Annotated in this window: 11 protein-coding genes; 5 read left to right on the forward strand and 6 right to left on the reverse strand. The window is 31.0% G+C overall.

Annotation, left to right across the window (positions count from 1 at the left end; all coding sequences use genetic code 11):
• Positions 1–87: 87 nt before the first annotated feature.
• From trpC to BTO04_RS06960, 6 genes are all read right to left on the reverse strand, one after another.
• Positions 88–876 carry an indole-3-glycerol phosphate synthase TrpC gene (gene trpC, locus BTO04_RS06940; protein ID WP_087563808.1) on the reverse strand — a complete coding sequence of 263 codons (789 nt, stop codon included), beginning with the start codon at positions 874–876 and terminating at the stop codon, positions 88–90.
• 29 nt (positions 877–905) lie between these two features.
• On the reverse strand, positions 906–1265 hold the full coding sequence (locus BTO04_RS06945; RefSeq protein ID WP_087563809.1) for a four helix bundle protein: 360 nt from the start codon (positions 1263–1265) through the stop codon (positions 906–908).
• 26 nt (positions 1266–1291) lie between these two features.
• Complete coding sequence (locus BTO04_RS15330) at positions 1292–1468, reverse strand: hypothetical protein (protein ID WP_198342126.1); 177 nt, start codon at positions 1466–1468, stop codon at positions 1292–1294.
• 141 nt (positions 1469–1609) lie between these two features.
• Entirely contained in the window at positions 1610–2599 is a 990-nt protein-coding gene (gene trpD, locus BTO04_RS06950; protein WP_087563810.1) for an anthranilate phosphoribosyltransferase, read from the reverse strand.
• 91 nt (positions 2600–2690) lie between these two features.
• Positions 2691–3269: an aminodeoxychorismate/anthranilate synthase component II gene (locus BTO04_RS06955; protein ID WP_087563811.1), complete on the reverse strand. Its 579-nt coding sequence runs from the start codon at positions 3267–3269 to the stop codon at positions 2691–2693.
• Between the two features lie 57 nt (positions 3270–3326).
• Positions 3327–4718: an anthranilate synthase component I family protein gene (locus BTO04_RS06960; RefSeq protein ID WP_087563812.1), complete on the reverse strand. Its 1392-nt coding sequence runs from the start codon at positions 4716–4718 to the stop codon at positions 3327–3329.
• 602 nt (positions 4719–5320) lie between these two features.
• Here BTO04_RS06960 and BTO04_RS06965 point away from each other — a divergent pair.
• The 5 genes from BTO04_RS06965 to BTO04_RS06985 all read left to right on the forward strand — a co-directional run bounded on the left by BTO04_RS06965 (position 5321) and on the right by BTO04_RS06985 (position 13786).
• Positions 5321–5575 (forward strand): hypothetical protein, encoded by a 255-nt coding sequence (locus BTO04_RS06965; protein WP_087563813.1) that lies wholly within the window; start codon positions 5321–5323, stop codon positions 5573–5575.
• A gap of 1 nt (position 5576) precedes the next feature.
• Positions 5577–6977, forward strand: coding sequence for an amidase family protein (locus BTO04_RS06970; protein ID WP_087563814.1), 1401 nt, complete (start codon positions 5577–5579; stop codon positions 6975–6977).
• Complete coding sequence (gene gatB/aspS, locus BTO04_RS06975; protein WP_087563815.1) at positions 6977–10327, forward strand: bifunctional amidotransferase subunit GatB/aspartate--tRNA ligase AspS; 3351 nt, start codon at positions 6977–6979, stop codon at positions 10325–10327. The genes BTO04_RS06970 and gatB/aspS overlap by 1 nt, the downstream gene beginning before the upstream one ends.
• A 334-nt stretch (positions 10328–10661) precedes the next feature.
• A complete protein-coding gene (gyrB, locus tag BTO04_RS06980; protein WP_087563816.1) occupies positions 10662–12602 on the forward strand; it encodes a DNA topoisomerase (ATP-hydrolyzing) subunit B in 1941 nt (646 codons plus the stop codon).
• 176 nt (positions 12603–12778) lie between these two features.
• Complete coding sequence (locus tag BTO04_RS06985; RefSeq protein ID WP_087563817.1) at positions 12779–13786, forward strand: DUF6588 family protein; 1008 nt, start codon at positions 12779–12781, stop codon at positions 13784–13786.
• Positions 13787–13877: the final 91 nt, after the last annotated feature.

A 13877-nucleotide genomic window follows, 5' to 3' on the forward strand; every position in this document is an offset into this window, starting at 1 on the left:
GTTTATTTGTTTAACTGGGTATTGTTTTTTACTCAAACTCTAAATTGTTTTTTTTTACAAAAATAAACAATTCTACACTTACACTTTTTAGCGTATTTGACTTATAAATTCTTGACAAGCTTCTCCTGGGTTTTCTTCCTTCATAAAGTTTTCGCCAATTAAAAAACCTTGAAATCCAAATTCTTTGAGTCCAGTAATAATTTTTGGATCAGAAATTCCGCTTTCTGAAACCTTTAAACAAGTATCAGGAATTTGATTTGCTAATTTGATAGAATTCTCTAAATCAACTTCAAAAGTATTCAGATTTCTATTATTAATTCCGATGATTTTATTATCCAAATCGTTAATCTTATCTAAATCTTCTTGCGTATGCACTTCATACAAAACCTCTAAACCTAAATCTTTTGCTAAGTTTCCGTAGTTCCTTAATTCTGTTGCAGTTAAACAAGAGGCAATTAATAAAATTACATCTGCACCAATTGCTTTTGACTCTACAATCTGAAATCCATCAACAATAAAATCTTTTCTAAGAATTGGTTTTTGTTGATTAATAACTCTTGCTTCCATTAAATCTGCCATTGTACCTCCAAAAAACGAAGTATCAGTCAAAATAGATTGCGCAGCTACATTTGCGTCTAAATAGCCATTGGTAACTTCTGCAATTGTTGCTTTGTCGTTAATAATTCCTTTGGATGGAGATTGACGTTTAAACTCTGCAATAATTCCAGTAGAACCAGCCTCTAACAAAGATTTTTTCAAAGAGATAACTTCTCTACTAAAAAGTGGACTTTCAACTAATTTTTTAACCGGAACTTCTGCTTTAATCTTAGCTATTTCCTTCTTTTTAAATGCTATTATTTTATCTAGTATTGTCATATCAATAATTATGAATTCTAAATTAAGAATTACGAATTTGTGTTTCTAACTGTTTTTTGAATACTTCCGATAATTTTTAAAATTTCTTCAATATCTTTCAATAATGATACTGATTCTTTTTCTGTTAAGAAATCGGTATCTTTTAATAAACGAATCCAATAATGAGATTCTCTTGCTTCTTTATATGCTATTGTTAATTTAGCAAAAAAGTCTTTTCTACTTTGTCCTCCAATGGCTTCTTCAACATTTGCTCCTATTGAAGTGCCTGAACGTAATAACTGTTTACTTAATACGAATTCTTTCTTTTCTTGTGATAAATGTTTATATAATTTAACCACTCTAACTGCAAAATCATAGCTTTTAATCTGAATTATATTATCATTTTTCACCACTCGTAATTAATAATTCGTAATTGTTAATTATCTAATTTTTTATTTCTGTACTTTAGAAAAAAGTAAATTATAATTCCTACAACCAAACCAATTAAGGCCTGTTTTAAAATATCTTTTGTTTGAATACCTATTGCTGCTCCCATCATTAGAAAAGCAGGAATAATTAGAATTAAATTCTTTTTCTTTTTCTTTTTTGCCATTATTACTATTTATTAAAACATCTCCATACTAATTTATTCATTCTTCACAAATTCACTCCATGTGACAGCACGTGAATTTCGTTCTGTCAGTTCGAGTGATTTTCGATTTTTTGAGAAAATTATATCGAGAACTTTTTCATCTTAAAGACTTACTAATTTTTCTAATGTTTGTTTTGCTTTTAATCCAAAAAGCGACTCTTTTACTTCGTTAAAAGCTGTTTCAAAACTTTTTGTTTCATCAACAATTTTTAAAGCAAAAGCGGCATTTGTTAACACCACATTATTTTGTGCTTCTGTTCCTTTTCCTTCTAAAATAGATTTGAAGATTTTTGCGGCATCTGCAACCGAGTTTCCTCCAAAAATTTCTGATTGCTGAATTTTTTTCTGCCCTAAATCTTCTGGATTAATAATTTGTTCTCCGTTTTTAGTAAAGAATTTAAATCCGCTTGTTAATGAAATTTCATCATAACCATCTAACGCATGAATAATTCCGTAATTAATATCTTCTTCTTGTAAAATATAATTATATAAACGTGCAATTTCTAGATTAAAAGTTCCTAACATGTGGTTTTTTGGCGAACTCGGATTTACCAGAGGACCTAACATATTAAAGAACGTTTTTAACGCCAATGCTTTTCTTGTTGGACTCACAGCTTTCATTGCTGGGTGAAATTTTGGCGCATGTAAGAAACAAATATTTGTTTTCTCTAAATGTGCTCTTAATATGTTTTCATCATTTGTGAACTTGTACCCAAAACTTTCTAACATATCTGAAGAACCAGACTGTGAAGACACAGAATAATTACCGTGTTTTGCTACTTTTTGTCCTGTTCCTGCAACAATAAACGAGGTTAACGTTGAGATATTAAACGTATCTTTTCCATCCCCTCCAGTTCCAACAATATCAATGGTATTATAATCTGATAAATCTACTTTTATAGAGAGTTCTTTTAACGCATCTCTAAAACCAGAAAGTTCATCAGCTGTAATTGGGCGCATCATAAAAACGGTCATAAAAGAGGCTAAATGAGCGTCATTGTATTTTTCTGCAGCAATCTCTTTTAAGATTTGTTTTGCTTCAGATTTAGACAATCTTTCGTGATTATATAATTTGTTTAAAATTGCTTTCATAATTCTTACTTGTCATTGCGAATCAAATGATAATTTGATGTGGCAATCTTTTAATTAAAAATGAGATTACTTCGTTTCTCTCTTAATGACATTACTTTTTTACACTATTGATAAAATTTCTAACCAATTGCTCACCAACATCTGTTAAAATAGATTCTGGATGAAATTGAACCGCAGAAATTGGAAATATTTTATGTTCAATTGCTTGTATTAAACCATCTTCATCTCTTGCTGTTACTTGTATTTCTTCTGGAAAACCTTCATCTGTTGCTGCCCAAGAATGGTAACGTGCCGCCATAAAGGTTTCTGGAACATCTTTAAAGATAGTCGCATTTATATCTGTTACTTTCATTTCTGTTGCAACACCATGAAAAACATCTTCTAAATTAATTATTTTCCCTCCAAAAACTTCTGTAATTGCTTGTAATCCTAAACAAACTCCAAAAATTGGTTTTATTCCTGCATACGTTTTTATCACCTCTTTTAAGATTCCTGCTTCATCTGGAATTCCAGGTCCTGGAGACAACATAATCATATCGTACTTCGCAACATCTGCAATACTGATTTCATCATTTCTAAAAACCGACGGAAAATTTCCTGTAATTTTCTCCACCATATGAACTAAGTTATAGGTGAAAGAATCGTAATTGTCTAGTATTAATATTTTCATGTTTAAAGCTTTTGGCTTTTGGCTATTAGCTAAGAAGCTAATAGCGAAATGCTGTTTTTAAATATTTTCTGCCAAAATTAACGCTTTCTTTAACGCTGCTAATTTATTATTTACTTCTTGTAATTCCTTTTCTTCGTCTGAATGAATAACAATTCCTGCACCTGCTTGTGAATACAATACGTTGTTTTTACTAACAAAAGAACGAATAGCAATTGCTAAATTCACAGAACCGTCTAAACCGATAATTCCGACAGCACCACCGTAAAAACCTCGTGTTTGATTTTCATATTTGTCAATCAACTCCATTGCTTTGTATTTTGGCGCGCCACTTAAAGTTCCAGCAGGAAAAGTATCTCCAACAATTTTAATTGGATTCCCTTTAATTTGCCCTCTAACCGTAGAAACTAAGTGAATTACGTGGCTAAAATATTGTACTTCTTTAAAAACTTCTACAGTAACATTATTGGCGTGTTTACTTAAATCGTTTCGTGCTAAATCTACCAACATTACGTGTTCTGCAGTTTCCTTTTTATCTTCGGATAATTTTTTACCTAATTTAAGGTCTTCTGCCATATCACCAGTTCTTCTAAAAGTACCAGCAATTGGATTAATAGTTGCTTTACCAGCTGATATTTTAATCTGTGCTTCTGGCGAAGAACCCATTAATTTGAATGATCCATAATCAAAATAAAACAAATAGGGTGATGGATTTATAGAACGTAAGGCTCTATAAACATTAAACTCATCGCCTTTAAATTTTTGTTGAAATTGGCGTGACAATACCAACTGAAAAACGTCGCCTCTTTTACAATGTGATTTTGCTTTCTTTACATATTCTTTAAATTCTTCTCCCGTAACATTTGAAGTTTCTTCGCCTACAATTTCAAATTTCTGAGTATTGAAAGCTTGCGCATCAATAATAGTTTGAATTTCTTTAATGCGAGATTCAGTTCCTTCTTCAATATTTTCTATCAACGTCATTTCATCATTAAAATGATTGATGGCAATAATAAATCTGTAAAAACTGTATTGCATTTCTGGAATTGCAGAAGGTGCTCTCTTGTTTTTAAATTGAATATTCTCGAAATATTGAACAGAATCAAAAGTTGTGTACCCGTACAAACCATTGAATGATTTTAATTCGGCAGGACAATCTAGATCAATTGAACCTGTGAATTTATCAAATAACTGGTAAAAATTTTTATCGATAGGTTGTTCATCAATTTGTGTTCCTTTATGAGAAACAGAAAACTGATAATTATCTACCTTCATTGTAACAATTGGCTCAATTGCAATAAAAGAAAAACTTTCTTCTTTACTGTGATAATCTGAACTCTCTAATAAAAGCGTATTTGCATATTTATCTCTAAAACGCAAGTACAATCCTACAGGAGTAATTGTATCTGCCATTTTAGTTTTATGTATAGATTTAAAATGTATTTTCTTCATTCTTCGATTATGTCATTGCGAAGCAAATTTTTCATTTGCTGCGGCAATCTGTTTGTTTATAAAGAGATTACTTTGTTGTAAACTTCTCTTAATGATGCTTAATAAAAAGCGAAAAGGCTTATCGTGAGATAAGCCTTTTTTGTTATGTTATATACATATAGGTTTTTTCTCACTTATTTTATAAGAGAGTTCCACCACCAAATATTGTTTGTATTCTTTTTCATAATGAATTACAAATGTAGAAACCTATTTCTATTATAGCAAATTTTATTATATATATTTTCATCAAACTAACAAAAATAAATAATATTCATTTAAAATAAATATATAGTTTCATTTTTAAACTAAAAAACACATAATAGTTCATTATTATAATCAAAAGTGATTTTTAAATTTAAAATAACAACTAAATTTCTTTATTTTGTGTCGCTAATAAACATATTGTTTAAAAGATTTGAATTAATTATTTACACCAATGATTTTACATAAAGTCGTTGGTGTATTTTTTAGGCTTAACACTTTTATTGCCTGACAAAACTTTCGTATTTTTGCCAGCTTAAATTTTTGACCTGAAAGCTAAATTAAAAGACATGAATAAAATAATGACAGTCGACATATTGTCGAGTATTAAAGGAGCAAAACCGTCAGAAGCGGTAAATCAATTATTTGATGTAATTAAAAATGCACATACAAATAATAATTCTTTGAATAATGTCAATAATAACGGAGTGTCTTTAAATGATTTAAGAGAAGATGTTGTAATAGAAAGTTCGGCCATTGAAAAGCAAATTATTATAGAAAATTTCCCGAACGAGAAAGATGGTTATTTAGTTGTTGCTAAAGTTATAGAAGATTAACATGAATTCTCAAATAAAACAAATACACCAACAATTGGTGTCTAAACAGATATCTTGTACAGAATTGGTTCAAGAAAAACTTAACTTACTAAAAGAAAACACCTATAGCACAGTAAACTCTTTATTAGATAAGATGGCTTTAGAATTGGCTGCAAAAGTTGATGCTAAAATTGCTAGTGGTAAAGAAATAGGGGTATTAGAAGGTATTCCTTTTGGAATAAAAGATGTTTACATGTTACAAGGAACTTTTACCACTGCAAGTTCTAATATGTTAAAAAACTACAAGTCTGCTTACACAGCAACTGCAATTCAAAAATTATTAGACGCAGGTGCCATCCCATTAGTAAAAGAAAACTGTGATAGTTTTGGTCATGGTTCTTCTAGTGAAAACACCATTTTTGGAGCAGTAAAAAATGCTATAAACCCAGAATTAGTTGCAGGAGGATCTAGTGGTGGTTCTGCAGTAAATGTTGCAAAAGACTACACTGTTTTTTCTATTGGAGGAGATACTGGGGGCTCTATTCGTCAACCTGCAGGTTACAACAATATTTATGGTTTAAAACCAACTTACGGTCGTATTTCTCGTTTTGGTTTAATGGCATATGCTTCCTCTACAGATTGTGTTGGTCCTTTAGCCAAATCTATTGAAGACATTAGAATTGTTTTAAATGTGATGAGTGGAAAAGACATTAAAGATCAAACCACAATCAATTCAGAAGAAATTACAGAAGAATCAATTTTAAGTAATAACACAATAAAAACCGTTGGTTATTTTAAAAGTTTTATTGAAAATGAAGCAATTGACACTAAGGTTAAAGCTGATTTTTTAGCAAGTATCGAAAAAATTAAAGCAACTGGAATTGAAGTTAAAGAATTAGATTTCTTTAAATCTGATATTTTAGTTTCTACATATTATACGCTAGCAATGGCAGAAACTGCTTCCAATTTATCTCGTTTAGACGGTACAAATTATGGAAATAGAATTGAAGGAGAAAATTTAAAAGACACCTATTCTATAACACGTTCAGAAAATTTTTCTGAAGAGACAAAACGTAGAATTGTTGGAGGAAACCAAGTTTTATCTCAAGGATTTTCTGATGAAATTTATCTAAAAGGCTTGTCCTTAAGAGATCAAATTTCTGAAAACTTTAAAAAAGATTTTGAAGAAGTTGATATCATATTGTCACCAGTAACACCGGGTTCTCCACCAAAAATAGGAGATAGTTTAAAAGACCCTTTAGCAATGTATTTATCAGATGCATATACTGTAGGTTTTAGTCTTGGTCAACTACCTACATTAACGGTACCTCAAGGAACCGTTACAGGTTTGCAAATTACGGCAGCAAAAAATAATGAAGAATTGGTTTTGAAGTTTGCTAACTTCTTAAAAGATACAATATAATGGAATTAGAACAATTAAATGCGGCAATAAAAGCCCACGATTTAGAGTTGGTAATTGGGCTAGAAACACACGTTCGATTAAATACCAAAACCAAGTTGTTTTGTTCTTGTCCTAATCAAGAAATTGAAACACCAAACACAAATATATGTGCTGTTTGTACAGGGCAAATGGGTGTTTTACCATCCATAAATAAAGAAGCAATTACAAAAGCTATTTATTTTGGAAAAGCTGTGAAATCTACTTTTTCTAATGAAGTTATTTCTTGGGATAGAAAGCATTATGAATACCCAGATAATCCAAAGAATATTCAAATTACGCAGTTTCATAATCCTGTAATTCCAGATGGACAAGTTTCTTGTTATAGAAATGATGGAACTCAATTTACTGTAAATTTAACGCAGGTTCATATTGAAGAAGATGCTGCAAAATTAATGCACGAAAAGAAAGTTTCTTTAGTTGATTTTAATAAAGCAGGTGTACCATTAATTGAAATTGTTACAGAACCTTGTATCAGAAATATAGAAGATGCATCAACATATGCACAATACATTCAACGTATTGTTCAGAATTTAGGGATTTCTGAAGCAAATCTTGAAAAAGGAGAATTTAAATCTGATGTTTCTGTTTCTCTTCGCAAGAAAAGAACATATGAATTAAACCCAAGAACTGAAATCAAAAATTTAAACTCGTTTAAGTTTATGGTGGATGCTTTAAAGGAAGAAATTGAAAAGCAACTAAATTATTTCATTGAAAATAAAGAATTTAGACCAGATCAAACAACTGTTTTATGGGATGCTGATTTAAAGCAAACTAAAACAATGCGTAAAAAAGAATTTGAAGCAGATTATCGTTTTATTTCTGAACCAGATTTACCTTTTGTAGCTATAAAAGAGGTTGTAAATAGCATTAAAGTAGATACAAATGTTTTACCTCATGCAGTTGAAACTATTTTAATTAAAGGTGGCGTTTTACCGCAAGATGCTAAGTTTTTTACTGCAGATGCAGTTCGTTCAGAAACTTTTATTACAATTAACAATACAATTAAAGATCCTTCATTTGTTGCTAAAACATTAGTAAATAATATTCATGCAGATGAATATGCAAACATTAATAGCATAGCGCATCTTATTGAGATTTTTCAATTATTTAAAGCTGAAAAAATTACAGCTGTATTGATTCAGAATGCAATTACTTCTTATTTAAAGGATAGCACTTTTGATTATAAAAAATATTTTGAAGACAATACAATTTCTGAAGATAAAATTACAGAAGCAATTCAAAAAGTACTATCAGAAAATATAGCAATTGCAAATGATATTAAAGCAGGAAACCAAGGTAAAGCAGGTATTCTTGTAGGAAAAATTATTGCAATTGTAGGTAAAGGAGCTTCCGGAAAAGTAATTAGACAAGGAATCTTAGATGCACTTTCTTCTAATGAAACTCAACAAAAATTAGAAAAAAATAAAGAAGATAAAGAAGATAAAGAAGATAGTCTTACTTCAATAAATAAAGTAAAAGAAGAAGAAATACTTCCAGAAATACCTTTAATTATTAAAGAAGAATATAGAACACATAAAATTTCTCAATTATCAGAAGCTTCAATTACTGAGCAAGTAACATTATCTGGTTGGGTTGCAAGTGTTCGTGATCATGGAGAATTAATCTTTATTGACTTACGTGATTCTAGTAATGAAATTTTTCAAGTTCGTTTAAGTAGAGAGTCTTTCCCTAATTTAGATGAATTAGTAAAATTAAAACCCGAATCTGTAATTTCTGTTACTGGAGTTGTTGTTCAACGTAAAGAAGATGATTATAATGCAGGTTTACGTTCTGGAAAAATTGAATTAGAAACTGCTGTTTTAGAAATTTTAAATCTTTCTAAAACGTTACCTTTTGAAATAAAAAGAGCTGCTAAAAGCAATGAAATGATTCGCTTTGAGTACAAGTTTTTAGATCACAGAAATGATGAAGTAAGAAAATCTATTGTAAACCGTCACAAGGTTATAAAATTACTGCGTGATATTTTAGATGAAGAAGAGTTTTTAGAAATTGAAACTCCAATTTTAACAGCAGGAACGGATGAAGGTGCAAGAGAATTTATTGTACCAACTCGTAAACAAGCAGGATCTTTTTACACACTTCCACAGGCACCGCAGCAGTTTAAGCAGATGTTAATGGTTGGTGGTTTTGAAAAATATTTTCAAATTGCTCGTTGCTTTAGAGATGAAGATTCACGTGGAGATCGTCAACCAGAATTTACACAATTAGATATTGAAATGGCATACGCAAGTATGCAACAAATTATAGATTTAAACACAAAAATGTTTAATGAAGTAGTGAAGAAAATATATGGTAGAAAATGGATTTTACATCCATTTGCAGTAATAACGTACAAAGATGCTATGGATAAATATGGTTGTGATAGACCCGATTTACGTTATGGTCTAGAAATGCAAGATATTACTGGTATTGTAAAAGACACAACTTTTCAGGTATTTAGTAAACCTATTGAAGAGGGTGGAATTGTAAAATGTATTAAAGTTTCTGCGAAAGAACAAGGTAACAAACGTATGTCTAAGGGGCAAATTGAAAACCTGACTGCAATTGCACAACAAAACGGACTTGGAGGTTTAGCTTATATTATTGTAAATGAAAATGATTTACAATCTCCAATTATTAAATTTTTAGGCGAAGAAATAGCTGCAAATATTATTAAAGCAACGGATGCCCAAATTGGTGATATTGTATTTTTCTCAGCTGCAGATTATGCAACTGCAAATAAAGCGCTAGATGCTGTTCGTCAAGAAATGGGTAGATTATTAAAACTAATTAACCCTAAAGAATTAAGACCAGCTTGGGTTGTAGATTTTCCTATGTTTGAAAAAACAGATGAAGGCCGTTGGACATTTACGCACAATCCTTTTTCTATGCCAGCAATTTATGATTTAGAAAAACATATGAAGGGTAATAAAGATGAAATAGGAACAATTATCGCTCAACAATACGATTTAATCTTAAATGGATATGAAATTGGTGGAGGATCTGTTCGTGCCCATAAAGCGGATATTTTAGAAGCAACCTATAAAAATATGGGTTATGATAAAGAAGGAATGATGAAAAGTGTTGGAACCATGTATAAGGCTTTTCAATATGGAGCGCCACCTCATGGAGGAATTGCTTGGGGAGTTGACAGGTTGATGATGATTTTAGAGAAAAAAGCTTCTATTAGAGAAGTTATGGCTTTCCCTAAAACAGGTTCTTCTGAAGATTTATTATTTAATGCACCTTCTCCTCTATCAGCAAAAAAAGTAGAAGAAATGAATGTTAGAATAATTAACACAAAAATCTAATTTTTTAAAAACACCTATTTTATCTATAAATATTACAAATCCTGCTTTTTGCAGGATTTTTTCATTACCCACCTTTATCAAAAAAATAACTCCTGAGACATTCTTTTAATTTTTCAATTTAAAAACTGAAATAAAAATTTATATATCCATTTTAAAATCTGTTTTAAGCTTTTTAAGCCACTTTCTTCTTTTTAACAAATGTTAATAATTTAAGGCATCCACACCTGAAAAGCTTTTAAATAAAGTTTAAAAATCGTAAATTTGAGTGCATTGAAATTTCGTCTGTTATGACGATTTTTTTATAAGTATAAAACTTAATTAATTCACTTTTATAATGAGCGAAGAAAAAAAAACATACAGTTATGATGCTTCCAGTATTCAGGCATTAGAAGGAATGGAGCATGTAAGAATGCGTCCATCTATGTATATTGGAGATGTTGGCACTAGAGGTTTACACCATTTAGTATACGAGGTTGTAGACAACTCTATTGATGAAGCAATGGGTGGTTATTGTGATACAATAAATGTTACCATAAATGAAGATAATTCTGTTACCACTAAAGATAATGGACGTGGAATTCCTGTAGGAATTCACAAAAAAGAAGGCGTTTCTGCATTACAGGTTGTAATGACAAAAATTGGTGCTGGTGGTAAATTTGATAAAGATTCTTATAAAGTTTCTGGAGGACTACATGGTGTTGGTGTTTCTTGTGTAAACGCATTATCACAACATTTAACAGCAACCGTTCATAAAGAAGGGAAAGTTTGGCAACAAGAATATTCTGAAGGAAAATCATTATACCCAGTAAAAACAATTGGAGAATCAGATTTTACAGGAACTATTGTAACTTTTTTACCAGATAAGACAATATTTACACAAACTACAGAATTCAATTATGATACTTTGGCTACACGTATGCGTGAGCTATCTTATTTAAATAAAGGAATTACAATTACTTTAACTGATAGAAGAATTACTGATGATGAAGGTGGTTTTCCTACAGAGACTTTTCATAGTGATGAAGGTTTACCTGAGTTCATTAGATACCTAGATTCTACACGTGAGCAATTAACTGCAAATGTGATTTCTATGGAAGGTGAGAAAAACGGAATTCCTGTTGAAGTTGCTATGGTGTACAATACATCTTACGCAGAAAACTTACATTCTTATGTAAATAATATTAACACCCATGAAGGAGGAACGCATTTATCTGGTTTTAGACGTGGTTTAACTGGAACGTTAAAAAAATATGCTGATAATTCTGGATTACTTAAAAATGTAAAATTTGAAATTGCTGGTGATGACTTTAGAGAAGGTTTAACTGCAATTATATCTGTAAAAGTTCAAGAACCTCAGTTTGAAGGGCAAACTAAAACAAAGTTAGGGAATAGAGAAGTAACTTCTGCAGTATCGCAAGCAGTTTCAGAAATGTTAACGGACTATTTAGAGGAAAACCCTAATGATGCAAAAATTATTGTTCAAAAAGTAATTTTAGCAGCTACAGCAAGACACGCAGCAAGAAAAGCACGTGAAATGGTGCAGCGTAAAACAGTAATGAGTATTGGTGGTTTACCTGGTAAATTATCCGATTGTTCAGAAACTGACCCATCACAATGTGAAATTTTCTTAGTTGAGGGAGATTCTGCAGGTGGAACAGCAAAACAAGGTAGAGATCGTAATTTTCAAGCTATTCTTCCACTTCGTGGAAAGATTTTAAATGTTGAAAAAGCGATGCAACATAAAGTTTTTGAAAACGAAGAAATCAAAAACATGTTTACAGCTTTAGGTGTTTCTATTGGTACAGAAGAAGACCCAAGAGCTTTAAATTTATCAAAAGTAAGATATCATAAAGTAGTTATTATGTGTGATGCCGATGTAGATGGTTCTCACATTGCTACCTTAATATTAACTTTCTTCTTTAGATATATGAGAGAAATGGTAGAGCAAGGTTATATCTATATTGCTACTCCACCTTTATATTTAGTAAAGAAAGGGCAGAAGAGAGAATATGCTTGGGATGATAATCAACGTGATTTAATTGCTCAAAAATTTGGCGGCACAGTAAACATCCAAAGATATAAAGGTCTTGGAGAGATGAACGCAGATCAATTATGGGACACAACCATGAACCCTGAATTTAGAACACTTAGAAAAGTTGTTATTGACAATGCTACTGAAGCAGATAGAGTTTTTTCTATGTTAATGGGAGATGAAGTTCCACCTCGTAGAGAATTCATTGAAAAAAATGCTAAATACGCTAATATAGATGTGTAGTCTCTAATAACCTTTTAAATAGTAACAAAAAACCCCAACTTAAAATTGGGGTTTTTTATTGCTGAAATTTATTTGTCACTATTTACAACAAAAAACAAACTCTTTTAACATAATTTCATAACTTAGCTACTTAACCTCTAACTTTTATTGGTCTTCAATAATATAAAACCATTTAAATGAAAAAATCAATCTTAATTATTTTAGGTGCTTTCGTCCTAACATTCAACACAAAAGCTCAAGACGGTTTTGAAGGGTATCTTCTAGCAGACAAAAATGATCGCGTTCAATTAATTGAAGCCTACATTAACCCTGCTATGAAAGGTTTAATTTACGGTATGAATAACGGTTGGTACCATACAGCAAAAGTTCATAAAACTTTAGGCTTTGATCTTTCAATTGGCTTAAATGCATCATTAGTGCCAGAAGAAGATGAAATTTTCACATTATCTGGTTTAACTTCTATTAATCAAGCTACAGGAGGTAGTATTACTGCTGCAACTGTGGCAGGGTCAGAAGACACTAAACCACTTACTACCATTAATTTTACAGAAGATGGAGAAACCTATAGTACAGCTTTTAATGCTCCTGGAGGCGTAAAAGAAAGTCTACCTTTAAGCGCTATCCCTGCACCAGCAGTTCAATTAAGCTTAGGCTTGCCTGCAAACTTTGAAATCAGTTTACGTTTAGTTCCTAAAGTGGGTACAGAGGACGTAAAAGGAAGTTTATTTGGTGTTGGCTTAAAAAAAGAAATCACAAATTGGTTTGGCCCTTTAGGTGCGACTCCATTGCACGTTTCTTTGCTTGCTGCATACACAACAATGAATGTAGAATATGACATACAAAGTAATGAAGATATCGCTGTTCAAGACGGATTAGCAGAATTTAAATTGAATTCTTACACCGTTCAAGCAATTGCATCCTTAAATTTTCCTATCCTGAATTTATATGGTGGAATTGGTTATGGAGCTGGAAACTCTACACTTAAAATGTTGGGAGATTATACACTAAACTATGGTCCTTTGTCAAGAACAATAACAGACCCTATTGATTCTAAATTTGATACAGGTAGTTTTAGAACAACTATTGGTACTAGAATAAGTTTACCTTTTCTTAAAATATTTGGCAGTTATACCTTACAGGAATACAATACGGCAAATTTAGGAATTGCTATTAGCCTTAGATAAGACGTATAAAATAGAATAAAAAAAGACAGCTAATTTAGCTGTCTTTTTTTTGCTTTAAATTAACAAAACACTTGTCTAAAAAATTGTATTT

Source organism: Polaribacter sp. SA4-10 (assembly GCF_002163835.1).
Taxonomy (GTDB): domain Bacteria; phylum Bacteroidota; class Bacteroidia; order Flavobacteriales; family Flavobacteriaceae; genus Polaribacter.